This window comes from Blautia acetica, assembly GCF_038739805.1.
Lineage (GTDB): Bacteria > Bacillota > Clostridia > Lachnospirales > Lachnospiraceae > Blautia.
Genome location: NZ_JBBEWO010000031.1, coordinates 1 through 25504, shown reverse-complemented (window position 1 = coordinate 25504; position 25504 = coordinate 1). Strand labels below are relative to the sequence as shown.

The following is a 25504-nucleotide window of genomic DNA, read 5'->3' as shown; positions in this document are numbered from 1 at the left end:
ACTGGCTGTTCAGCAGTTCCGTGGACGGAGCGAATGCCAGTGCGGTAGTCTACACAATGGTTGAGATGGCAAAAGCACACGGCCTGAATATTTACGGATATCTCAAATTTCTGCTGGAGAATCGGCCAAGTAAAGATATGACGGATGAACAGCTGGCAGAACTTGCACCTTGGAGTGAAAAACTCCAGTCTGTCAAAAATCGCATGTGAATTATAGTGAATTACTCCAACTCGCAAAGGGCTGGGGTAATTTTAAATTTTACCGCAGTATTATTGGGCGCTTACTTTAAATCGAAACCATGTACGATTTTCCGGTGTATGCACAAGCGATTAATAAGAACATGAGATGTATTTAAATATAACGTTTGCAATAGCCGTGAGGACGTTTTCCACGATTAATAAGAACACGAGATGTATTTAAATTCTCCTGTTGTGTTTGTCTAAGTAAATTCTATATCCGACGGTAAGCCAATGCAAGCAAAAGGTCTTTGCATTGGCTTGAAATATGGGCGCAAGAGGAGTTTGCGAGAATGAAACAGAGAAAGAAAAGTAATTCGGAAGGACGTTATTTGTCAAACAACATTCGTTTAGCAAAAGTATTGCGGTATTCAGAGGGAGAAAGTCCAGTTACAGATTTATAAGTTCTGGTAAAGTTGTGGTTGTCTAAAAAACCCAATTCCCGGGATATTTGAGAAATGGATTTGTTGGTATCTGTAAGCATAAAGTTAGCCGCATCAATCTTTATAGAAAGAATAAACTGCTTCAGAGGAGTGCCTGTAATAGAAGCGAATAAGTGGGAAAGGTATTTTTGATTGTAGCCAAAATGGGCGGCAATTTCAGCCACTTTCAAATTTTTTGACACATTGAGTTTTATATAGTCGACGATATCGTAATAAAGCTGTTTTTGGACATCTTTAATGCTGCTGACCCTTTGTGCCCGGATGTAATATTGACCATAAAGTTCCATAAGAATACTGGTTGTCATGGCATTCAGCCCGCATGCAGGATAATTATTTTTGACCTCATCCTGGAGTTGTTTCATGAGGATTACAACTTTTTCCAGGTTTGGAATAGAGCCATGTCTGGGAACAGGGATTGTTTTGCTGGAGGTGACAATGTAAGCCAAAAGCAGAGCGTCAGGGATTTCCTTTGGGCAAGGATTCTGTCCCGTAACAAAGTGCAGCCAGTAAAAAGAACAGTCTGAAGGGCGAACCCCCTTTCTGATACCGCCTGGTGGGAGCAGAAGGAAATCTCCTGTTTCGACAGTAAAGGTTTCTCCCTGATAGGAAATATAAAGAGTACCTTCAGTCACAACGAAAAGTTCATAATCTTTCAAAGGACTCTCCTGATGTATCCAATGGGGGGAGGGAGCCTGAAATTTGCCCGTAAATATATATTCGTAAACAGTATTAGATGGTAATTCAAATACATGCATAGTTCGCTCTCCTTCTGTGCAATTTAATACAAACATTATAATATGGGGCTTGATAAATAACAAGTTTCCTTATGACACCAAATATAGAGTAAACGGAAAAAGGTTAAATTGTAAACTGACAAAATGACACTAAAAATAGAAATAAAACAGAGCATTACATAAAATAAAAAACAGAAAAATATGCAATAGTAACAAAAAATAAGCCGAAAGTACAAAGAAAAACTGAAAATGAGGAAATGGTAAGAAAAAGTGTCAAAATGGAATAAGTGTCAGGTTTCAAAAAGTAAGATGTGACAAAATGACACCTTTTGAGAAATAGTGATATTTACGAAAAGGAAATCCAACGCTATAATGACCCTACATTTAAGAGAGGGGGCAGCAGCGGTGAGTGACAAAGTAAAGAAAGCAGTAAGAGATTTTCCCTATGGAACAGTTAAAATAAAAGAGAAATATAAGGAAAATGCCTTCAAGCGGGAATTGATTTATTTACGTTCGCTGGATTGTGACAGGCTTATGGCTGGGTTTTACGAGACAGCAGGACTTACGCCTAAAAAAGAACGGTATCAAGGCTGGGAAGTGACGGAAATTCAGGGACATACGTTGGGACATTATTTAACAGCAGTTTCTCAGGCCTATGGATACACGAAAGATGAAGATTTATTGGAACGCCTTATATATATGTCTGCGGGGTTGGAAGAATGTCAGAGAGAGGACGGTTTCTTATTTGCCAGCCCGGAGAAAATTTTTGACAGGGTAGAGCAGAAGAAACCTGCCTGGGTTCCATGGTATACCATGCATAAGATTTTAAGCGGCTTACTTTCTGTTTATACATATACGAAAAATGAAACAGCAAAAAAAGTAGCAGAGAATCTGGGAAAATGGATTTCCCGGCGCTGCCTGGGCTGGTCAGAAGATGTTCGTAAACAGGTGCTGGCTGTGGAATACGGCGGCATGAATGACTGTTTGTATGAGTTGTATAGCATTACACAGAGAGAAGAGTTTTTAAAAGCGGCACATCAGTTTGATGAAATGCCTCTGTTTCAGCAATTATACGAAGGAAAAGATATTCTAAATGGTCTCCATGCAAACACTACAATTCCTAAAGTGCTGGGTGCGTTAAAAAGGTATTGTGTGTTGGGCGAAGAAGAGAAGTTTTATCTGATTGCAGCAGAGAAATTTTGGGACATGGTGGTTTCTCATCATTCTTATGTGACAGGGGGGAACAGTGAGTGGGAACATTTTGGGAAACCGGATATTTTGGATGGGGAACGAACCTCCTGTAATTGTGAAACCTGCAATACTTATAATATGCTGAAGCTTTCAAAAGCGCTTTTTGAAATTACCCTGGAGAGAAAATATGCAGATTTTTACGAAAATGCATATTTGAATGCTATTTTATCTTCCCAAAATCCGGAAACAGGAATGACTACATATTTCCAGCCCATGGCTTCGGGATATTTCAAAGTATACAGCACTCCTTATGACAGCTTTTGGTGCTGTACCGGAAGCGGTATGGAGAATTTTACAAAACTTACAGAGGGGGCTGCTTATAAAAGTGAGGATACCATGTATATCATCCGCTGTGAGAACTGTCAGATTTACTGGAAAGAAGGGGGAGTGAAGCTGGCTGTTACCTGTGAGCAGAAAGAAAATGCCTACCAGGTAAAGATTCAGGTGACAGAGAATAGTCGGGTCATGAAGCAGCCAAAAGTCCGGCTGCTGATTCCGAAATGGAATAAACAACAGCCAGCAATAATGGAAAATGGTATTTCGGCTGTGACAGAAAAGGAATGGATATTGTTAGAACGGGGATTGGAAGAAGGACATAGTGTTGTGATTACTTATACGATGGAACTGGAGTGTAAGGTTTTACCGGATAATGTTCATGCGTGTGCATTTGTCTACGGGCCTTATGTGTTGAGCGGGGATATGGGAAAAGAGAAAATGGAAGAGACTTATACAGGTGTGAATGTATTGGTTCCCCAGAAAGAAATACTGCTTCCAGATTATATTGTGTTAAAAAAAGAAAGCTTAGAAGAATTTTACCGGAATCCCGGATATTTTCTAAAAAAGACCCCTGGAAAAATGCAGTTTACTTTGGAAAATCAGGAGAAGACGCTAATTTTTACTCCTCATTATCTGCGCTATCAGGAGCGTTACGGGATTTACTGGATGGTTTATCCGGAGGGCTCCAAAGAACTGAAGGCCATTAAAGAGCGGGAAGAAAGAAGATACAGACTGAAACGAGAGCAGTTGGACGTACTCCCGGTGGGAAATGACCAATATGAACTTGCACATCACATTCAGGGAGAATTTACAGATTCAGATATAGTAGACGGACATTCGGCCAGGTATTGCAGGGAAAAGGGATGGTTTTCCTATGAAATGCAGGGTGAGAAAGATGGAGCTGTTTTATGCATGACTCTTTCCGGAAGAGATAGGGGAAGCGTCTTTACGCTTTTTGCTTCCGGAGGTTTTCAGCAGGATATTGACGTACCAAAACAACAGGAAGAATTTGGGGTTTTAGAGATTCCGCTGGAGAAAGGTTGTTTTTCAGAAGAGGGAAAAGTCCGGTTGAAGTTCCAGTGCAAAAAAGGGGTGTGCCGGATTTTTGATGAGTTGTATTTAAAGAAAAAAGATTAAACATTAAGGAAAGCGAGGAAAAGGTATGAAGAAAAAAGCAGTATCTATGTTGTTGGCAGGGGTTATGGTTGTGAGCATGCTGGCAGGCTGTGGTAAAGGCGGCAGCAGTGAACCGGAAAAGACAGCAGATGGCAAAACAAAATTAAAAGCATTGTTTGTATCTCATTCGGCGACCCAGGATGTAGAAGACATGAAATGGGTTCAGGAATTAGAAGAAGAGGCCGGTGTGGAGATTGAGTGGGAACAGATTCGTCAGGATTGGGAAACTGTAAAATCTACCAGATTTGCTTCCGGAGATATCCCGGATTTGCTTTTTAATGCAACCAATGCAGCTGATTATACGAAATATACAGGATTATTTGAAGATTTGACTCCTTTAATCGAGGAAAACGCGCCCAATATACAGGAAATGTTTACAGAAGTTCCGGATACAAAAGTTCTGGCAACAGCAGGAAACGGAAAAATCTACAGTATTCCCAAGATGCAGACCGTATGGCCGGAAACTAACACGGTATTATTCCTGAACAAAACATGGCTGGATAATCTGGGGCTGGAAGTTCCTACTACGTTTTCAGAATTTGAAGAAGTCTTAAAAGCCTTTGAAAAAGAAGATGCTAACGGAAATGGAGACCCCAGTGATGAAATTCCATTAGACTACAATGCATATGGCGGAAACAATGCCTGGTTTAACTCTGCCTATTCTCTGTTAAAACTGCTTCCGTCTCTGGGCATCCAGCTTACAGACATTGGAACAGACGGATACTTTGTAGAAGATAAAACAGTAAAATGTTACGCTATTGATGAACGCTATAAATCTTTTATTAAGACAATGAATCGTTGGTACTCAGAAGGTCTGATTAACAAAAATGCCATTACGAATGACTATTCTGCTTATCAGTCTTTATCCAGAGGAAATGAAAATGGAGAAGCTCTGGTAGGTGCATGTTTTGGATGGGAGGAGACAGATAAATTTGGCACTTTGTCAGACCAGTATATTGCAGTAGCTCCTTTGGTTTATGATGATGGAGTGAAGGCGGGCACTTATGAAACTTACTGGAATTATGATATGGATCAGTTGAATATGCAGGCGGACCGTGTGGCTATGAGCGCAAAATGTGCAGATAAAGAAGCTGCTATGAAATTTATTGATGGTTTCTATGACCAGACAAAATCCGTCGAAGTTCTGTTTGGTGGCATTTCCGATGGATGTGTGGAAAAAGTAGATGATAATCATTATAAAGTGCTGCCGCCGCAGGACGAAGAGATGGACCCGGGAACCTGGAAATGGACCAGTACATTTGCTGATTTTGGACCTTTGTATATCCGTGAAGATGTGGAGATTGAAATGTCTCAGGATATGGAAAACGCCTTGAATGAGAGAAGTGTTTATGAAGAGGCATTATCTAAAAATAACGAAAATATTTATTATCCGCAGCTCTTTATGAAATATACGGATGAAGAACAGAATACAATGGCCATGAACCAAGCGAATATCAATAATATTATTGATAACAAGTGGTCTTTATGGATTACAGGAGAAGCTGATATTGATGCAGAATGGGATTCTTATGTACAGAGTGTTAAAGATGCAGGACTTGAAGAAGTATTGAAGATTCGCCAAAATGCATTTGATAATTATTTAGGAGAATAAGAGCAAAAGGGCTGCTGCATAAACTGCATATCCATGCGTGCTGCAGCCCTTTCCGTATTTCTTCTGGATTGAACAGAAAGGGAGAGGTAGGATGAAAGCAAAAAAATATTTTTATAAAAACTGGCAGTTGTGGGTGATGCTGTTTCCGGCTATGCTGTACATTTTTATTTTCTGTTATGTTCCTATGTACGGTATTCAATTAGCTTTTCGTGATTATGATTTTACGAAAGGAATTGCCGGAGGGGCGTGGGCCGGGCTGAAATATTTCAAACAATATTTTGAAAGTCCTATGTTTTTGGTAACTTTAAAAAACACCTTTGTCATTGCTTTTGCCAGTATTGTAGTCGGATTTCCGGTTCCTATTATTCTTGCCATGGTAATTAATCAGCTTCGGAATAAAAAGTGGAAAAGGGTCGTACAGACAACGGTTTACATTCCTTATTTTATTTCAGTAGTTGTTATGGTATCAATTCTGCGTATTATGCTGGCTGATGGAACAGGTGTTATTGATGGATTTTTAAAAGGGATTCATCTGGTAAACGAAAATATCAATTTAATGGGGTCAGAAAAAGCCTTTATGCCAGTATATGTGCTGTCTGGTGTATGGCAGACCATGGGATGGAACAGTATTATTTTCATTGCAGCTTTGTCATCTGTGGATACGCAGTTGTATGATGCATGCAAAATTGATGGTGCGAACCGTTGGCAGACCATGCTTCATGTAGACCTTCCGGCAATTCTTCCTACCATTATGATTGTGCTGATTCTGAATATGGGAAATATTCTCAATGTAGGGTTTGATAAAGTGTTTCTGATGCAGAACAGCTTGAATCTTGGTGCTTCCCAGGTTATCTCTACTTATGTATATACCGTGGGTATTAAATCCACTCAGTTTAGCTTTGGTGCGGCTGTTGGTTTGTTTAATACGGTGATTAACTTTGTGTTCTTGATAGTAACCAATCACCTGTCTAAAAAGGTGACAGGAACCGGATTGATGTAGGGGGTAATAGAAATGTCAGGAAAAAGAAATGTAATCAAAGAGAAATCAATGAGTGACCGGATTTTTAATGCGGCGGTACTGATTTTGAGTATTGTGGTTTTTATTATTATCGTATATCCTCTTTGGTTTGTCATTATTGCATCTGTCAGCAATTCAAATTTGGTAAATCAGGGTAAGGTAATCTTCTGGCCAAAAGATATTAATTTTTACGGATTTCAGCAGATTCTTCAAGATACGCGCATTTGGAAGGGGTATTTGAACACTATCTTTTATGTAGTAGTTGGAACTGCTTTGAATATGGCGGTTACCATGCCTGCGGCCTATGCTTTATCCAGGCCGGATTTTAAAGGCAGGGGAAAGATTATGTTTTACTTTGTATTTACCATGTTTTTCAGCGGAGGCCTGGTGCCTCTTTATATGACAATCAGTTCTTTAGGATTAATCAGCACAAAGACCATTCTGGTTGTTATGGTGTTAGTAAATACTTATAATCTGATTATTGCAAGAACATTTATCGAAAGTTCAATACCAAATGATTTATACGAAGCGGCGGTCATTGACGGGTGTTCTCACTTTAAATATTTCTTTTCTGTGGTACTTCCGCTTTCCAAGGCAGTGATTGCAGTCCTTATTTTGTACTATGCAGTATATCACTGGAATGATTTCTTTAATGCTTTGATGTTTAACAGCAATAATGACAATGACCCCTTACAGATTGTTTTGAGAAGTATTCTTCTTTTGAATGAGGCTTTTGCCAACGGAACCGGAGCCGGGGCCGGAGGTTATGGACAAATGTTTGCAGAACAGGTAAAATATGCCGCAATTATTGTATCTACCTTGCCGATTTTATGTGTTTATCCATTTATCCAGAAATACTTTGAAAAGGGAGTTATGATTGGTGCTGTAAAAGGATAATAAGAAAAGCGGTTTAGTGAAAGGAAAGAATTGTCAGAGGAAGACTGTGAGGAGAAGGATTATGGGACGAATCAGCAGAGCAAACAATAAGTTAATATGGACCTTTAATGGAGAGAAAATGGTAATAGAACCCTGGGGCAGGAACAGCTTACGGGTACGCAGTACTATGATGGGCGATATACAGGAAGCAGATTATGCCCTGCTTCCTATAACAAAAGCAGCCGGGGCTGTTGTGGAAATCACCCAACACCAGGGAGTGATTATCAATGGGAAAATCAAGGCGGTTTTGACGGAAGACCCTTGGTCAAAAACAGGTACGATTGCTTATTATAACCAGGAGAACCGTCTGCTTTTGGAGGAGCAGGGCTGGCATGGGGCTTTGAATCTCTATGCCAGAAAATTCAAACCGATTCTGGGAGGTGATTATAGACTGACTGTTAGTTTTGAAAGTCAGGAAGAGGAAAAATTGTTTGGAATGGGGCAGTACCAACAGGAAGTCATGGATTTAAAATATTGTTCTCTGGAACTGGCACATAGAAATTCCCAGGCCAGTGTGCCTTTTCTGCTATCCAGTAGGGGGTATGGCTTTTTGTGGCATAATCCGGCAGTGGGAAAGGTGACTTTTGGGAAAAACGTAACGCAGTGGGAATCCTACAGTACGAAACAATTGGATTATTGGATTACAGCGGGAGATACCCCTGCCGAGATTGAAGAGGCCTATGCGGAAGCTACGGGGAAGGTGCCTATGATGCCGGAATATGGTCTGGGGTTCTGGCAGTGCAAACTGCGGTACTGGAATCAGGAACAGGTTTTAAATGTGGCTCGGGAATATAAAAAAAGAAATATTCCTTTAGATGTCATAGTGATAGATTTTTTTCATTGGCCAAGAATGGGGGATTTCCGGTTTGATGAGAAGTTTTTTCCGGATCCAGAGGCTATGAATAAAGAGTTAGAGGCCATGGGTGTGAAATTGATGGTATCTGTATGGCCGCAAATTGACTTAAGAAGCGAAAACTTTGAAGAAATGAAGGAAAGAAATTTATTGGTAAAGCCGGAGATGGGGGTAAACATATCCATGACCTTTGGGGGTGATAGCCTTTTCTTTGATGCGACAAATCCGGAAGCCAGAAAATTTGTGTGGGAAAAATGTAAGAAGAATTATTATGACCACGGTATTCGGATTTTCTGGTTAGATGAAGCGGAACCGGAATTCGGAGTTTATGATTTTGAGAATTATCGTTACCATATGGGACCGAATGTCCAGGTGGGAAATATTTATCCTCAAATGTATTCCAGAACTTTTTATGAGGGTATGGAAAAGCAAGGACAGAAGAATATTGTCAATTTAGTTCGCTGTGCGTGGGCGGGAAGCCAGAGATATGGGGCTTTAGTGTGGTCCGGAGATGTACATTCTACTTATGAAGATTTGCGGAAACAGATTTGTGCAGGGCTTCATATGGGATTAGCAGGAATTCCATGGTGGACTACAGATATTGGAGGATTTGCAGGAGGAAATCCTAAAGATGAAAGATTTCGGAAGCTGTTGGTCCGTTGGTTTGAATATGGGACTTTCTGTCCGGTTATGCGGCTTCATGGAGACCGTATGCCTGCATCTATGCTACCGGGCAGTGATGGACTGCCTAATTGTCACACCGGGGTGGAGAATGAGGTATGGAGTTTCGGAGAGACGGTTTATAAAATTTTGAAAAAATATATTTCGTTCAGAGAATGTATGAGAGATTACACAAGAGAGTTTATGAAAGAGGCACATATAAAAGGAAGTCCTGTCATGAGAACCATGTTTTATGAATTTCCGGATGATGAGAAGGCCTGGGATGTGAAAGAACAGTATATGTATGGCAGTGATTTGTTAATTGCGCCCATGGTCTACGAAGACGCGGAGTGGAGAAAGGTGTATCTTCCGAAAGGGGCAAGATGGACGGATCTTCATACAGGGGAAATTTTCGAGGGCGGACAGGAAATTCTCACAGACGCACCGCTGGAGAAGATTCCTGTATTTATTCGTGATGGAAGACATCCGGAGTTTATAGGAAAAATCCTGAACATGCATGATAAGCCTTGATAAAAAGGAGTTACAAAATTATGGGAAGCGGTATGGATTTTATTTATCTGTCGGAGGATGATGGAATGACACAGGCAGAGTTGCCCGGCGGCGTATCGTTCTTGCTTTTTTCTGTTTTTCATGCTATACTACCAATCGTTGTAAAGCCCATAAAAAACAAGGTCTTATAGGGCAATTTAATCGAGTGTTCGCGACCTTCCACTCGTAAAACAAAACTAAAGGAGAAAACAGAATATGAAAAACAAAAGTGTAACCTTTTTAACCCAGGCAGCCATGATTGCTGCTATCTATGTGGTGCTGACTATGATATTTGCACCTTTCAGCTTTGGGGAAGTGCAGGTCCGGGTAGCAGAAGCTTTGACAATTCTGCCAATTTTTACACCTGCGGCAATTCCGGGACTGTTTGTAGGCTGTCTTATAGGCAACATCACCGGAGGCGCAGTTCTGCCGGATATTATTTTCGGAAGTATTGCAACTCTGATTGGTGCAGTAGGTACTTACCAGCTTAGAAAATGCCACAGAATCATCGCAGTTCTGCCTCCTATATTGGCAAACATTGTGATTGTTCCTTTTGTACTGCGCTATGCTTACGGCGTTGTTCTGCCGATTCCGTTTATGATGCTTACGGTTGGAATTGGTGAAGTGATTTCCTGCGGAATTATGGGAAATATCCTGGCTGTGGTGCTGGGCAAATACAAGGGACGTCTTTTTGTATCTGCCAGGGGCTAAACAGGGTTTGAAATTATAATATAAGAGAAAAGCTGCTGTATGAAACATATCAGGTAAATACCGGATAGTTGTTTATGCAGCAGCTTTTTGAAAGATTACAGAAACATTTTACAAGGGACTATTTTTTGTTTCTGTTGATTTTCGCCCATGCTTCGTCGTCAAATCTGCGGTCTTTAAAGTAAAAAGGTCTGTCAGCGTCTGTAATTTCCCGGATAACACGGCAGGGATTTCCTGCGGCACATACATTGTCGGGAATATCTTTTGTTACCACACTTCCGGCGCCGATTACCACATTATTTCCAATAGAAACACCAGGGAGAATGACACAGCTTCCGCCAATCCAGACGTTGCTGCCAATAGTGACGGGAATTCCGTATTCATAGCCGGAATTTCTGCTTTCCGGGTGGATGGGGTGTCCGGCGGTGTAGATGGAGACGTTGGGACCAAAGAGCACATTGTCTCCAATAGTGATTTTACCTACGTCCAGCATAATGCAGTTAACATTTGCATAGAAATTTTCGCCTACCTCAATATGGTTTCCGTATTCACAGTGGAAAGGCGGCTCAAAATATATATTTTCTTTGTGTTTTATACCGGTACGGGCAATGCAGTCCATGCCCTTCTTCATATCAAAAGGCATAACAGCATTGTATTCTTTTACCGCTTTTTTCGTTTCCAACTGTTCGCTGATAACGGATTCGTCTGAAAAATATGCCATTTCGTGGTCTCTTCTGTATCTGTTATCCATAACAACCTCCCACATAAAAAATTTGTAAATACAGTTTCAGTATAGGCGTTTTATACTGAGAAATCTAATGCTTTTTTCACTTATAGTTGCACAATCCTTTTCAAAATATGCCAATCATTTACTTTGACATCTATATCGCAGTATGATAAACTAAAATCAATTATGGAATCTTATACCCTCAACAACAGATTATAGATAAGAATACATATTTGAAACTATATACCAATCAAGAAGTTACAGAGGTGAAAAAATTGGACAAAAACGAGTACAGGGCAAAACTTGATGAAATTACGGACCTGGTCGACAGACAAGACTACAAGGGTGCCCTCAAAATTGTTGATACGATTGACTGGAGAAGAGTTCGCAGTGCCAGAACCTTGTGCATGGTCGGTGAGATTTATGAGGCCAACAAAAGGTATAATGACAGTCGTAGACTGCTTCTTCTTGCTCACCAGAGAGCGCCTATTGGAAAAACAGTTCTGTACAGACTGGTGGAACTTTCCATTAAAATGGGAAACTTTGACGAGGCTGTGGATTATTATAAACGGTTTGTGGAAGTATCTCCCAATGACAACAGCCGTTATATCCTGAAGTATAAAATTTACAGGGCAAGACGTTCCCCTATTGAAGAGCAGATTTCCATATTACAGGAATATAAAGACCGAGAATATACAGAGCGTTGGGCTTACGAACTGGCTCGTCTGTATGCAAAAGCGGGAATGACGGAAGCGTGTGTAGAAGAGTGCGATGATTTGATTTTGTGGTTTAGTGAAGGCCGTTATGTGAATAAGGCTATGGAACTGAAAATGAAGTTTGCACCGCTGACAACGTCACAGAAAGAGAAATATGACAGCAGATTTCTGAAACCATCAGCTAACAGAGCAGGGAATCCGGCGGGAGCAGCAGCCAATGCGGCAGTTTTGACAGCGGAAACGGAAAAAGCGGCTGATAATGCTCTAAGCAGCAGTCAGGATAAGGAAATTGAGGAGATTTTAAAGAGTATTACCATTGGTGATATAAGTGCAGGGACACCTGCCGTATCTGCGGAGGCTCCCGAAGAAGAGGAAGCAGTGCCGATGTATACGGCAAAGCCACAGCAGCCTGAAAATCTTCAGGATAAAGTGGCACAGGGACTGAGAGATGTTTTCCAGGGCGGAGCGGAAGCGGAAGAAACCGCGGCTACCTGTGAACCGGAAAGCAGACCGTCTGAAAAGAAAGAAGAGTATATTGTTAAGGACTTAGAGCCGGAAGATATTCACAGACAGACAGGATTTAAACCTTTCCATGTAGGTGGGGCTATGACCATGGAGGTCAAGGCAGAAGCGCCGAAATCTCAGATGTTTACGCCTAAGAGCGCAGATACAGAGGCTTTCAAAACAGATACAAAGGATTTGGAATTTGATTTGGAAGCGCTTTTGGCAGAGACAGCCAATGAACTGGCACAGGCAGTAGCCGAGGAGACGCAGCCCGAAGGTGGAACCGAAGAAACTGCAAAAACAGCGGAAACAGATGAAGTTGAAGCGGAAGCAGAGCAGCCGAAGCCAGAGGAAGCCGTTCAGACTGCAGTTCCGGATACCGGACTGCCGGCACCGGCAGCAGCAAGAGCAGCGATTGTGGCAGGAAATCTCAGTGCAGCCCTTTCAGAAAAGGCAGAGGAATTTGATGCTCTGGCAGCTGGAGAAAATGCAAAGGAAACTTCTAATACAGCGGAACAGCCGGAAGAAGCAGAAGCTGTGGAGAATGTGGAAGCAGAGCCGCAAAGAGAAGAAGTCGCTGTAGAAATCGAAACAGAATCAGAAGAACCAGAAGTTGTGGACATAACAGAACCAGAACTGGAAGAAGCGGAAGCCGTAGAGGAAGTCGAGACGGAGTCCAAAGCGGCAGAAGTTTCCGGCACAATCGAAATACCGGATATTGTTGAGCCGGCAGAACTGGAAGTGCCGGAAGGCGCTACAAAGGAAATTCCGGTAGAGGCTGTAAAAGAAAAGCTGGGAGAACTTGATTTCTCAGAAGTTCTGGCACAGGAACTGGAAGATGTGGTAAAACCTAATAAGGAAGAATCACACATGAAACGTGTGACAGCGTCTGTGGAAGCGAGCGGACAGCATAGTTCCCAGGCATTCCAGACGGCAGTGGAAGGTCTTATGCGCCACCATCTGACAGAAGAAGAGCACAGACGTCTTTTCACCTATTTTGCACCGATTCCGGGTATGAGCCAGCAGATTAATGAAGCGCTGGATACTGCGCAGGAATCTGCGTGTGCAAAGACCTCCTGTTCCGGCAATATTATTGTGACCGGACGTGAAGGCTCCGGTAAGACACGTCTTTCCGAAGGGTTGATTAAAGCACTATGCAAAGAACGCCAAATGGAAGGTGCCAGAGTTGCGTTCCTTACCGCAGAGCAGTTGAATAAGAAAGACCCTGCAGCAGTAGTGAATACTCTGGCAGGAGGATTTCTGGTTGTAGAGGACGCAGGTAAATTAAGTGGCGAAACCGTAGAGAATCTGTCCAAGGCTATGGAATTTAAGACAAACCGTCTGACTGTGATTTTGGAAGACCTGAAGCCGGGTATCCGCGCTCTGGAAGCAGATTATCCGGAATTTATGAAAAAATTTGATTCCCGCGTGGTGATTCCGGTATTTACCAATGACGAGCTGGTTTCCTTTGCAAAAACGTATGCAAAAGAACTGGGATATAAAATTGATGACATGGCGGTATTAGCGCTGTACACCTTGATTGGAGACAATCAGAATGAAGAAAACCCGGTGGCCATTGGTATGGTACGGGAAATGATGGACGAAGCCATTAGAAGGGCGTCCAAAAAGGGCAGAAGACCTGGCCGTAAGGTAGGAAAGCGCCATCTGGACGAAAGCGGCAGAATCATGCTGTATGAAAAAGACTTTGACATTTAAACAGGAGGAAACGAAATGACAGCCCCTTATCTGGGAAATCCAAAGAGAACTATAGAAGTTCTCCAGAAGTATGAATTTGTTTTTCAGAAAAAATTCGGGCAGAATTTCCTCATTGACACCCATGTGTTAGATAAAATTGTAAATGCTGCAGAGATTACAAAAGAAGACTTTGTTCTGGAGATTGGTCCCGGTATCGGGACCATGACCCAGTATCTGGCCAGTGCGGCGAGAGAGGTCTTTGCAGTAGAAATTGATAAGGCGTTAATTCCCATTCTGGAGGACACGCTTCAGGATTATGAGAATGTAACGATTCTCAATGAAGATATATTGAAAGTAGACATCAGAAAGCTGGCAGAGGAGCGCAACGGTGGAAAACCCATTAAAGTTGTGGCGAATCTGCCCTATTACATTACAACGCCGATTATCATGGGATTGTTTGAGGGAGAAGTGCCTATTGACTCTATTACGGTTATGGTGCAGAAGGAAGTGGCAGACCGTATGCAGGTAGGACCGGGAACGAAAGATTACGGTGCCCTGTCTCTGGCCGTGCAGTATTATGCCGAGCCTTATATTGTGGCAAATGTGCCGCCGAACTGCTTTATGCCGAGACCAAAGGTAGGAAGTGCGGTTATCCGTCTTACCAGACATGAGAAACCGCCGGTTGCAGTGGAGGATACAAAGCTGATGTTCCGCATTATCCGGGCATCTTTTAATCAGAGAAGGAAAACGCTGGCAAATGGTCTGAAAAATTCGCCGGAACTCTCCTTTACAAAAGAAGAAATTCAAAATGTCATAGCAGCCTGCGGTTTTCCGGAAGGTATTCGGGGCGAAGCCCTGACGCTGGAAGCTTTTGCAGCCCTTGCCAATGCATTTGTAAAATTACGGTAACACAAAAGCCACCGCATTTTCTGCGGTGGCTTTTTCTATAAATATTAAAGGAAGGAGAGCCGACTCTTGCGAGTCGACATATGAAAAAGAAAATATAAAAATAATGTGCTCTGTATTATTTTTATGATATTAGTATATCCCGTAAATATGTTCAAATCGTGTTGAAGTTGTGAAGAATTCATGAACGAAATTCAAAAGATTTATGAATGTTAAGAATTCTCCAAATCCGGGGACAGGGTTTGAATCTGCAGGTGGCGAATATCCAGAAAATGTTCTGTACACACCCGGATACCCCCGATTAAGCAGGAAATATCCTGCAGGCGGGAAGGGATGATTTTGCAGTCGCGGTTCTGATGACGGCTGAGATATTCCACAATTCGCCGGTTTATGTCGGGAATACAGTTGGAGAAAAAACTGTTTAGCACAATCAAATCCGTGTTAAAGGTATTTACTACATTATTTATGCCAATGGCCATGTACTTTACAAACAAATCCATCATTTCTTTGGTTTCCGGCAGCTTCTGTTGATAATCTTCTAAAAATTCCTCTGCGGTTACTGTCTCCCGGCCGGTTCTGCAGGCATATTCTTCCAGAATGGCTCTCTCAGAAGCGTACTGTTCCAGACAGCCCTCGTTGCCGCAGGCGCAGGGTTTTCCTTCGGGAAAGAGAATGGTATGCCCCAGCTCTCCGGCATATCCGTCATGTCCTTTATAGAGTTCTTCGTTAATCAAAATTCCCATACCGATACCGTCGTGGATGTTGATGTGTATCATGTTTTCGTAGCCGTAGTGAAAGGCAGACTCCCCCAACACAGAAAAATTGGACTCATTCTCCACAAGAACGGGAATATTGAATTTTTCTGAAAGCAGCAGCCCCAGATGAGGGTCCGGGAGGGGATAGTATGGTGTGAAAACAATTTGATTTTCTTGTACCACACCATAAATACCAATAGCAATTCCCACGATTCCATAAGAAGTATCCCGGCAGTTTTCTATATGTCCGGCAATAATTTCTTCCAACAGCGGCAGAAGGTTTTCGTCAGAAGAAAACGGATATTCTGTTACCTGACAGTTTTCCCCTTTTAAATCTGTGATTAGAGTAATAATCTGCCGGGGACGCACGTCTATGGCAAGGGCATAGCCGCAGTGCTTGTGAAATTCCAGCAGAATAGGTTTCCGGCCCATGGCGGTTTTTGCACTTCCGATTTCCAGAATCAGGTTTCGGTCTAAAAGTTCCTGCACAATATTGGAAATGGTGGCCTTGGTAAGCTGCAGTTGTTTGGCTAAATCCGCCCGGGAGATGGGGGGATTGTTTACAATATATTCCAGCACCAGCCGTCGGTTGGTGTTCCGTATCATTTCCTGATTGACAACGGGCATAATGACGCCTCCTTCGTACAAAATTTTATCTGCTTTTATCATACACGGTTCGGCAGACAGGGGCAAGGATAATTTGTTTAAAGGGTAAACAAAATTGCCTTTCAGAAGTATTTGGAAAGACTTTAGATAAACTTTAGATGTTTCTGCTGCAGGTTTGTGCTATAATGGGGTGGAAATTTAAAACAGAGATTTGAAATTTGATGAAACAGGAGACAGGAATATGAAGAAAAGAGGAATTGCGTTACTGTTGACAGGGCTTATGATAGCAGCTACACCGTTTTCTGCTTATGCAGACAGGGAAGATGCAAAGCTGAATGTACCTTATGTTTCTCTTGGAGCGGATTTGAATGCGAATGAAAGGGCAACGGTGTTGAACCTGCTGGGAGTGACAGAGGATGAATTGAAAAACTATACAGTGGCAACCGTTACCAATCAGGATGAGCATGATTATCTGGATTCTTACCTGGATAAAAGCGTTATCGGTACGCGGGCGCTGTCTTCCGTACTGGTGGAAGGAAAAGAAGAGGGGAATGGTATTAACGTAACAACGAAAAACATTACCTATTGCACTTCCGGCATGTATGAAAATGCATTGGCTACTGCAGGAATTAAGGACGCAGACATTATTGTGGCAGGTCCCTTTCATATTTCCGGTACAGCAGCTTTAGTAGGTGCTATCAAGTCGTATGAGAACATGACGGGAGAGGCTGTGAAGACGGAAAATGTGGAAACTGCTACCAACGAGCTGGTGGTTACCGGAAAAGTGGCAGAAAGTGTAGGAGACACGGATAAGGCTGAGCAGCTTATTGGCGCAGTCAAGGAGCAGGTAGTAGAAGGACACGCAGTTACGGCCGAGGAGATTGGCGAAGTGGTGGACAAGGCGGCTCAGGAAATGAGCATTCAGCTTTCGGAGGAGGACCGTCAGGCCATTGTAAAACTCATGGAGAAGATTGACAATCTGAATCTGGATGTGGATACTTTAAAAGAACAGGCAAAAGATTTGTACGGAAAGATTGAAGACCTGGGACTGAAGCTGGATATTAATAAGGAGCAGGTACAGGGATTTTTCGAGAAAATTATCAGCTTTATCAAAGAATTGTTTTCCGGAAATTCAGAGAACTGACAGAATATAATGTAGAAAAGGACTGCGGTTTCATGTCGCAGTCCTTTTGACTTTCAATATGGATATGGTTTTTATTGCATGTTATCCGTTTACAGTGCCAATGCCATATCCCCATCTTTAATCAGCCGCAGTTTTCTCATGCCCTCTGCGATGCCCAGACTCAGAAGCCCAGGTAGTACGAAATGCAGAAGCAGGATTTTTGTCATAACTATGGCGGGTTCTTCCTGCGCGGTCATGGTCTGAAAGGTGGAAATCTGTCCCAGAAGTCCCATAGAACCGGCCCCGGCTCCGGCGGCAGTGTTGCTCATCTTTGCTGCCATAGTGCCCACAGGGCCTAAGATGGCGCTGGAAAGTATGGTGGGAAGCCAGATAAGAGGTCTTTGCATGATTTTGTGAAATTCCAGAAAAGGAGTTCCAAGCCCCAGCGAGCACAGACCGCCAACTCCGTTTTCTCTGTATCCCGCAACGGCAAATCCAACCATACTGCAGCAACAGCCAATGGTAGCGGCTCCTGCAGCCAGACCGGTGAGGTTAAGGGATACGGCAAGCGCTACGGAGTTTAGAGGCAGCGTAATAAAAATGCCCATAAGCACAGACACTGTGATGCCCATAAGGAGCGGTTTCTGCTGAGTGGCCCAATTCATGGCTTCTCCCAGATACTGCAGAAGATGGGTAATGGGAATTCCCGCCCAGATACCTACAAGGGAACCGCCTAAGATTCCGGCAACAGGAGCCAGAACCAAATCTGCCCTGGTTTTTCCCTCTATAAGCCGTACCAGTTCAATGGCAGTAAATGCGGCAAAAAAAGCCCCCAGAGGCTCTGCTTTTCCCGAAAGGGACAAGGTTCCCTCTGTTGTAAAAAGCGCCCCGGAAGCAAATTCTTCGGCAAAAGCGCCTACAGTTCCTGCGATTGCCGCACAAATAGCTGCCAGGGAACTTTCTCCCAGACGGGTGGCAATACCAATGCCGATTCCCGCGCCGGTGAGGGATACGGCAAGCTGTCCCAGATGAAGAAGAAGGGCAGCCATTTGCCCTTCCAGAAGTCCTGCAGTCTGCTGCAGAACGGTTCCCAGTACCAGCGTCACAAACAGACCGCAGGCCATACCACTGGAACCTTCAATAAAGAAACGATTTAATAGTTTTCTCATAATTTCAGATTTTTAAACAGAGAACCCAAAGAGGTGGAAATTTCCTCGCTTTCCGGCAGTTCATAATCCGGTTCTTCCTCTTTTTCTTCCGGAATCTCTATCAGAGCCTTCATGCTCAGGCTGATTTTGCCGTCTTCGTTTTTGATGACTTTCGCTGTCACGGTATCCCCTATGTTTAAAACGGCTTTGGGGGATTTGATTCTCTTATCAGAAATCTGGGAAATATGTACCAGACCGGAGAGTCCGTCTCCCAAATCAATAAATGCACCGTAAGTCTGCAGAGAATCTACTTTTCCTTCTACAATGCTTCCCACTTTAATATCATTGATTTTATCCAGTTTTTCAGCGTCTGCCTTTTCCTTTAAGATTTCTTTGGCGGACAGAATCAGGCGGTTCTCCTGTTCGTCTGCTTCAAATACTCTTACCATCAGTGTCTTTTTCAGATAGTCTTCCGGATTTTCTACATAGTGCAGAGCCAGCTTGGAAACCGGAATAAAAGCCCGGATACCTTCCACATAGGCAATGACGCCGCCCTTTACAATGCCTTCTACTGTGACTTCAAATTCTGTTTTATCTTCCTGCATCTGCACCAGTTTGTCCCAGATGAGCATATCGTCATCCCGGAAATTGGAGAAAGACGCGTTGATTTCCTCCATGAAATCTTCCATCGTTTCCTGTTTCTTTGTTTCTTCTGACATGTTTGTACCTCCCAATTTTCGATTTGCGTCCAGTATAACACAATTGCCATTGATTTAGAAGTGTGTTACTATAAAATCATCAATTATCGCATTTCATGCTGGAAAACCTGAAAGGAAAAGGATATGGCGAAACAGGGGAAAATATACATTATAGGACACAAAAATCCGGATACGGACTCTATCTGTTCGGCAATTGCTTATGCAGATATCAAAAACAGAGTGAACAACGGATGTAAATATTCTGCAAAGCGTGCAGGACAGATAAATGAAGAAACCGAGTATGTTCTGAAAAAGTTTGGCGTGGAGGCGCCGGGATATCTTTCGGATGTGGGAATCCAGGTGAAGGACATGGAAATTCGGGAAACACCGGGAGTTCCCAACAATATTTCGATTAAAGACGCCTGGGCCATTATGAAAGAGAGCAGCGCCGTAACACTTCCTATTACCAAGGAGGACGGACAGTTAGAGGGGCTGATTACCACGGGGGATATTGCAAAATCCTACATGGACGCCCATGACAATTATTTTCTGTCTAATGCCAGAACCCAATACAGAAGCATTGCCAACACTGTGGAGGGTACTGTGGTGACAGGAAACTCCCACGGCTACTTTGTAAAGGGGAAAGTGGTTATCGGTGCAGCACATCCGGACAAACTGGGAGAATTTCTGGAAGAAGACGATTTGGTCATTTTAGGAGACCGCCATGAAGACCATTTGTGTGCCATTGAGCAGAATGTGAGCTGCATTATTGTGTGTAATCATGCGGAGGTAGCAGAGGATATTAAAATGGCGGCAGAGAAGAATCAGTGTGTGGTGATTCAGTCTGCCCTTGATACCTTTACGGTAGCCCGGCTGATCAATCAGAGTATTCCGGTGAAACACATTATGAAAAAGGAAAATCTCATTACCTTTCAGACAGATGATTTTACAGACCATATTCGGGATATCATGGTAAAGAACCGGCACAGGGCCTTTCCGGTGGTAAATAAGCACGGGAAGTATATCGGAACGGTTTCCCGCCGTAATTTGTTGGGAATGAAGAAGAAGCAGTTGATTCTGGTTGACCATAATGAGAAAACTCAGGCTGTAGACAACATTGACGCAGCTGAGGTGTTGGAAATTATAGACCACCACAGACTGGGCTCTCTGGAAACTCTGCAGCCCATTATGTTCCGTAACCAGCCGGTGGGCTGTACAGCCACCATTATGTATCAGATGTATACGGAAAAGGCGCTGGAAATCAGTCCGGCTATTGCAGGTCTTCTGTGCTCAGCTATTATTTCAGATACGCTGATGTTCCGCTCTCCTACCTGTACTTCTTCTGATAAAATGGCGGCAGGTGCGCTGGCGCTTATTGCAGGTATTAATATCGAAGAACACGCAAAGGAAATGTTTACGGCAGGCAGCAATCTGAAGGGGAAGACCACAGAGGTTATATTCTATCAGGATTTCAAGCGTTTCACTTCTGACAAGGTGAATTTCGGCGTGGGACAGATAAGTTCCATGAATGCAGAGGAACTGGAGGATTTGAAGCAGCGGCTGATTCCTTTTATGCAGCATGAATGTGGGAAAAACGGAATTTCCATGGTGTTCTTTATGCTGACGAATATTTTAGAAGAATCTTCAGAAGTCATCTGTTACGGAGAGGGAAGCTGCCGTCTGGTGGAGGAATCCTTTGGCGTAAAGGAAGCGCAGGGCGGCTATGTACTGCAGGGAGTGGTTTCCAGGAAGAAACAGCTGATTCCTGCATTTATCGGAACCCTGCAGCAGAATAATAATTAAGAAACAGAATCAGGAAAGCGAAGGAGATTTGTATGGCGAAAGCAGAGTGGAGACCCGGAAACATGCTGTATCCGCTGCCGGTGGTAATGGTCAGTGTGGCAGATGAGGAAGGGCATGACAATATTATTACGGTAGCATGGGCCGGAACGGTGTGTACCAATCCGCCAATGGTATCTATTTCCGTAAGACCGGAGCGATATTCTTATAAAATGCTTACGGATACCAGAGAATTTGTAATTAACCTGACAACGGAAAAGCTGGCTTTTGCCACGGATTACTGCGGTGTGAAATCGGGCCGGGATGTGGATAAGTTTAAAGAACTGCGTCTGACCAGAGAAAAGGCAAGCCATGTAGGGGTGCCCATGATTGGGGAATCTCCCGTGTCCATTGAGTGCCGGGTAAGAGAGATTCAAGAATACGGAAGCCACAGTGTCTTTACTGCAGATGTACTGGCTGTGCATGTGGATACGGCTTATATGGACGAGAAGGGGAAGTTTGATTTGGCTTCGGCAAATCCTATTGTATATTCTCATGGAGAATATTATGGACTTGGGAAAAAGCTGGGGACTTTCGGATACAGCATTAAGAAGAAACGGAAGAAGAAACAGCCGAGAAAGAAGGGGTAAACAGCCATGGAAAAGCAGAATGTAGTATTAATTGGAATGCCGGGTGTGGGAAAAAGCACCGTGGGTATCATTCTGGCAAAAGTGCTGGGATATGAGTTTGTGGATTCAGACCTTCTGATTCAGAAAGCAGAGAAAAGACTGTTGCGCGAAATTATCGCCGACGAGGGACAGGACGGATTTCTGAAAATTGAAAACCGGGTGAACGCCTCTATTGAAACGGAAAAAGCAGTGATTGCCACAGGCGGAAGCGTTGCCTACTGCACAGAGGCCATGGAGCATCTGCGGGAAATTGGTACAGTGGTGTATTTAAAGCTGGACTATGAAATCCTCAGACAGAGACTGGGAAATCTCAAAGGAAGAGGTGTGGTTCTCAGAGACGGACAGACGCTGAAAGACCTGTATGATGAGAGAACGCCTCTGTATGAAAAATATGCAGATATTGTTGTTGATGAGAAAAATCTGAATATAGAAGAGACTTTACAGAAAATTATAGAGAAACTGAAAAAATAATAGAGAATATCGAAAGAGAAAACATGTGTATCCGATGAAAATGTTAATTTTTATTTACAAATGGGCTTATCTGTTATAATATAATGGGTAAGCCATAAAATAATAATAGGATATTTTGAAAGACAGACTTTGATTCGGATATGGCTTTTTATATAGAATTCAGAAAATAATTTAGAAAATGTCAATACTGCAGAAAAGCAGTGAATATAGATTGAGACAAGGCCATTGTTGCCTGGAAAAATAAGAGGTGCGTATATGGAACAGTATGTTATCAAAGGTGGAAATCCGTTAGTCGGCGAAGTAGAGATTGGCGGTGCAAAGAATGCAGCACTTGCCATTTTGGCAGCGGCGATTATGACAGATGAAACGGTACACATTGAGAACTTACCGGATGTTCGAGATATTAATGTTTTATTGGAAGCAATCAGAGAAATTGGTGCAACCGTTGACCGTATCAGTCCTACAGAGGTGAAAATTGCAGGGGTGACTATCGGAAATATCAGCGTGGAGTATGAGTATATTAAGAAAATCAGAGCGTCCTATTATCTTTTAGGGGCTCTTTTAGGCAAGTATAAAAATGCGGAAGTTCCGCTTCCGGGAGGCTGTAATATCGGCAGTCGTCCTATTGACCAGCATTTAAAGGGATTTCGGGCCCTGGGAGCGTCTGTGGATATTATTCACGGAGCTGTTGTGGCAAAGGCAGACCATCTGACCGGAAAGCATATTTTCCTGGATATGGTGTCTGTAGGCGCTACCATTAATATTATGATGGCAGCAGCTATGGCAGAGGGGAACACAACCATTGAAAATGCGGCCAGAGAGCCTCATGTGGTGGATGTTGCCAACTTCTTAAACAGCATGGGAGCCAACATCAAAGGTGCGGGAACAGATGTTATCCGTATTCAGGGTGTGGAAAAACTTCACGGAACCACATATTCCATCATTCCGGACCAGATTGAGGCAGGTACTTTCATGTGTGCGGCAGCCGCTACCATGGGAGATGTTATGGTAAAAAATGTCATTCCTAAGCATTTGGAAGCCACCACCGCAAAGCTGGAGGAAATCGGATGTCAGGTGGAAGAGTTTGATGACGCTGTGCGTGTAGTGGCTAATAAGCGTCTGAAACGCACGAATGTAAAAACCATGCCGTATCCCGGCTATCCTACGGACATGCAGCCGCAGTTTGCGGTAGCTCTGGTACTGGCCGAAGGGACAAGCATTGTAACGGAGAGTATTTTTGAGAATCGTTTCAAATATGCGGACGAGCTGGCAAGAATGGGTGCCAATATTAAGGTGGAAGGCAATACCGCCATCATTGACGGTGTGCAGAAGCTTACCGGTGCCAGAGTCAGTGCGCCTGATTTGCGTGCGGGAGCAGCCCTTGTTATTGCAGGACTGGCTTCTGAAGGCATTACCATTGTAGATGATATTGTGTATATCCAGAGAGGGTATGAGAGATTCGAGGAGAAACTCAGAAGCCTTGGAGCAGAAATCGAAAAAGTGTCCAGCGAGAAGGAACTGAAGAAGTTTCAGCTGAGAGTGGGATAAAAATAATACTTGACGAAAGCCTGCAAAAAGGTTATTGTAATATTTGCAACTGAATATTTATATTTTCTCTTATTCAGAGTGATGGAGTTACATAGGAACTGTGAAGTCACGGCAACCCCGCCAAGCGGAAGGTGCCAACCTGAGCGAGTAGTCGAACAATAAGAGGGTTCATATTACGAAATATAGATGAGTCCGCTTAGGTGGGCTCATTTTTTACGCGGAAATGTGTTCTGAATGGAGAACCACCGGGCAGGAGAAAATATACAGACAAAGAAAAGGAGAATTCATACATGGAAAAAAGATTGTTTACATCTGAATCAGTAACAGAAGGCCATCCGGATAAAATGTGCGACGCCATTTCCGATGCCATTCTGGACGCGCTTATGGAAAAAGACCCAATGAGCCGTGTTGCTTGTGAAACAGCAACCACAACAGGTATGGTGATGGTAATGGGTGAAATCACAACAAACGCTTATGTGGATATTCCGAAAATCGTAAGAGATACGGTTCGCGAAATCGGATACACAAGAGCAAAATATGGATTTGATGCAGATACCTGCGGCGTTATCACTACTATTGACGAGCAGTCTGCAGATATTGCATTGGGCGTGGACAAGGCTCTGGAAGCTAAAGAAAATAAAATGTCTGAGGAAGAGCTGGACGCTATCGGTGCAGGTGACCAGGGTATGATGTTTGGTTTTGCTACAGATGAAACCGAAGAATATATGCCATATCCGATTGCTTTGGCCCACAGACTGGCTTTACAGCTTACAAAGGTTCGTAAAGACGGTACTCTGACTTATTTAAGACCGGACGGAAAGACACAGGTTACCGTAGAGTATGATGAAAATGACAAACCGGTACGTCTGGATGCAGTAGTGCTTTCTACACAGCATGACCCGGAAGTAAGCCAGGAACAGATTCATGAAGATATTAAGAAACACGTTTTTGATGTGATTCTGCCAAAGGAAATGGTAGACGAGAATACAAAATTCTTTATCAATCCTACTGGACGTTTCGTAATCGGCGGCCCTCACGGAGACAGTGGTTTGACCGGACGTAAAATTATTGTAGATACTTACGGCGGATATGCACGTCACGGCGGCGGTGCATTTTCCGGTAAGGACTGCACAAAGGTAGACCGTTCTGCAGCATACGCAGCCCGCTATGTAGCAAAGAACATTGTGGCAGCAGGTCTGGCAAAGAAATGTGAAATCCAGCTTTCTTATGCCATTGGTGTGGCTCATCCTACTTCCGTTATGGTGGATACATTCGGAACAGGGAAACTTTCTGATAACCGTCTGGTAGAAATCATTCGTGAAAACTTTGATTTAAGACCGGCAGGTATTATCAAAATGCTCGACCTTCGCCGTCCGATTTACAAGCAGACAGCAGCTTACGGACATTTCGGAAGAAACGATTTGAACCTGCCATGGGAAAAACTGGATAAAGTGGAAGCATTGAAAAAGTATTTATAATTTTATATTAAGAAACGGGAAATACTTAATAAAATTTCATAGTGAAGACAGAGAAAGGTTTCTTTACCGATAGGTAAGGGAACCTTTTGCTTGTGTCAGCAATGAAATAAACCACCTGCTATGCGGGTGGTGGGAGAAATCTTTAGATATAAGCAAGAACTCCTGTGCTATGATGAATGTGGGTCTGCAAAACCACAAATAAAAGCACA

General features: G+C 43.1%; 21 protein-coding genes and 1 riboswitch. Of the genes, 16 read left to right on the top strand and 5 right to left on the bottom strand.

All coding sequences use genetic code 11. The annotated features are described in order from the left end of the window. Positions 1-209, top strand: a 209-nt coding sequence (locus WBS51_RS14615) for a transposase domain-containing protein (protein ID WP_342694144.1), incomplete at its 5' end; no start/stop codon positions are given. Positions 210-564: 355 nt separating this feature from the next. Here the strand turns inward: WBS51_RS14615 and WBS51_RS14610 are convergent. Then, entirely contained in the window at positions 565-1335 is a 771-nt protein-coding gene (locus WBS51_RS14610; RefSeq protein ID WP_330489651.1) for an AraC family transcriptional regulator, read from the bottom strand. 483 nt (positions 1336-1818) lie between these two features. Between WBS51_RS14610 and WBS51_RS14605 the strand changes: the two genes are divergently transcribed. The 7 genes from WBS51_RS14605 to WBS51_RS14575 all read left to right on the top strand — a co-directional run bounded on the left by WBS51_RS14605 (position 1819) and on the right by WBS51_RS14575 (position 10455). Further along, complete coding sequence (locus WBS51_RS14605) at positions 1819-4077, top strand: beta-L-arabinofuranosidase domain-containing protein (protein WP_173749631.1); 2259 nt, start codon at positions 1819-1821, stop codon at positions 4075-4077. 25 nt (positions 4078-4102) lie between these two features. Continuing rightward, the gene (locus WBS51_RS14600) at positions 4103-5728 is read left to right on the top strand and encodes a type 2 periplasmic-binding domain-containing protein (protein ID WP_291682501.1); all 1626 of its coding nucleotides are present in this window, start codon (positions 4103-4105) and stop codon (positions 5726-5728) included. Positions 5729-5819: 91 nt separating this feature from the next. Next, a complete protein-coding gene (locus tag WBS51_RS14595) occupies positions 5820-6728 on the top strand; it encodes an ABC transporter permease (protein WP_173749633.1) in 909 nt (302 codons plus the stop codon). Positions 6729-6740: 12 nt separating this feature from the next. Next, on the top strand, positions 6741-7643 hold the full coding sequence (locus tag WBS51_RS14590) for a carbohydrate ABC transporter permease (protein ID WP_173749634.1): 903 nt from the start codon (positions 6741-6743) through the stop codon (positions 7641-7643). A 61-nt stretch (positions 7644-7704) separates the two neighbouring features. Further along, positions 7705-9726: a glycoside hydrolase family 31 protein gene (locus WBS51_RS14585; protein ID WP_294462636.1), complete on the top strand. Its 2022-nt coding sequence runs from the start codon at positions 7705-7707 to the stop codon at positions 9724-9726. Positions 9727-9746: 20 nt separating this feature from the next. After that, positions 9747-9896 carry a hypothetical protein gene (locus WBS51_RS14580; RefSeq protein WP_173749636.1) on the top strand — a complete coding sequence of 50 codons (150 nt, stop codon included), beginning with the start codon at positions 9747-9749 and terminating at the stop codon, positions 9894-9896. A 64-nt stretch (positions 9897-9960) separates the two neighbouring features. After that, positions 9961-10455 carry a QueT transporter family protein gene (locus tag WBS51_RS14575; protein WP_173749637.1) on the top strand — a complete coding sequence of 165 codons (495 nt, stop codon included), beginning with the start codon at positions 9961-9963 and terminating at the stop codon, positions 10453-10455. Positions 10456-10573: 118 nt separating this feature from the next. On the opposite strand, the gene WBS51_RS14570 is transcribed toward WBS51_RS14575, so the two are convergent. Continuing rightward, positions 10574-11203, bottom strand: a complete 630-nt coding sequence (locus WBS51_RS14570) for a sugar O-acetyltransferase (protein WP_173749638.1) — start codon at positions 11201-11203, stop codon at positions 10574-10576. Between the two features lie 242 nt (positions 11204-11445). On the opposite strand from WBS51_RS14570, the gene WBS51_RS14565 reads away from it, so the two are divergent. Further along, positions 11446-14115, top strand: a complete 2670-nt coding sequence (locus WBS51_RS14565; RefSeq protein ID WP_173749639.1) for a tetratricopeptide repeat protein — start codon at positions 11446-11448, stop codon at positions 14113-14115. Positions 14116-14130: 15 nt separating this feature from the next. Next, a complete protein-coding gene (gene rsmA / locus WBS51_RS14560) occupies positions 14131-15003 on the top strand; it encodes a 16S rRNA (adenine(1518)-N(6)/adenine(1519)-N(6))-dimethyltransferase RsmA (RefSeq protein WP_291682490.1) in 873 nt (290 codons plus the stop codon). A 209-nt stretch (positions 15004-15212) separates the two neighbouring features. On the opposite strand, the gene WBS51_RS14555 is transcribed toward rsmA, so the two are convergent. After that, a complete protein-coding gene (locus tag WBS51_RS14555; RefSeq protein ID WP_173749641.1) occupies positions 15213-16382 on the bottom strand; it encodes an ROK family transcriptional regulator in 1170 nt (389 codons plus the stop codon). A 220-nt stretch (positions 16383-16602) separates the two neighbouring features. Between WBS51_RS14555 and WBS51_RS14550 the strand changes: the two genes are divergently transcribed. Beyond that, positions 16603-17505, top strand: coding sequence for a DUF1002 domain-containing protein (locus WBS51_RS14550; protein ID WP_294462629.1), 903 nt, complete (start codon positions 16603-16605; stop codon positions 17503-17505). Positions 17506-17594: 89 nt separating this feature from the next. On the opposite strand, the gene WBS51_RS14545 is transcribed toward WBS51_RS14550, so the two are convergent. Next, a complete protein-coding gene (locus WBS51_RS14545) occupies positions 17595-18653 on the bottom strand; it encodes a PTS transporter subunit IIC (protein WP_294462626.1) in 1059 nt (352 codons plus the stop codon). Then, entirely contained in the window at positions 18650-19351 is a 702-nt protein-coding gene (locus WBS51_RS14540; protein ID WP_173749644.1) for a S1 RNA-binding domain-containing protein, read from the bottom strand. Before WBS51_RS14540 ends, WBS51_RS14545 begins: the two co-directional genes overlap by 4 nt. Positions 19352-19474: 123 nt before the next feature. Between WBS51_RS14540 and WBS51_RS14535 the strand changes: the two genes are divergently transcribed. The 5 genes from WBS51_RS14535 (at position 19475) to metK (ending at position 25295) form a co-directional block, all read left to right on the top strand. Beyond that, positions 19475-21133, top strand: a complete 1659-nt coding sequence (locus WBS51_RS14535) for a putative manganese-dependent inorganic diphosphatase (protein ID WP_294462623.1) — start codon at positions 19475-19477, stop codon at positions 21131-21133. Positions 21134-21165: 32 nt separating this feature from the next. Continuing rightward, positions 21166-21759 (top strand): flavin reductase family protein, encoded by a 594-nt coding sequence (locus WBS51_RS14530; protein ID WP_173749646.1) that lies wholly within the window; start codon positions 21166-21168, stop codon positions 21757-21759. Positions 21760-21765: 6 nt separating this feature from the next. Beyond that, on the top strand, positions 21766-22269 hold the full coding sequence (locus tag WBS51_RS14525; RefSeq protein ID WP_294462618.1) for a shikimate kinase: 504 nt from the start codon (positions 21766-21768) through the stop codon (positions 22267-22269). A gap of 255 nt (positions 22270-22524) precedes the next feature. After that, positions 22525-23817, top strand: a complete 1293-nt coding sequence (locus WBS51_RS14520; protein ID WP_173749648.1) for a UDP-N-acetylglucosamine 1-carboxyvinyltransferase — start codon at positions 22525-22527, stop codon at positions 23815-23817. 66 nt (positions 23818-23883) lie between these two features. Further along, a riboswitch (SAM riboswitch) is annotated at positions 23884-23982 on the top strand. A 125-nt stretch (positions 23983-24107) separates the two neighbouring features. Further along, positions 24108-25295, top strand: a complete 1188-nt coding sequence (metK, locus tag WBS51_RS14515; RefSeq protein ID WP_294462615.1) for a methionine adenosyltransferase — start codon at positions 24108-24110, stop codon at positions 25293-25295. Positions 25296-25504: the final 209 nt, after the last annotated feature.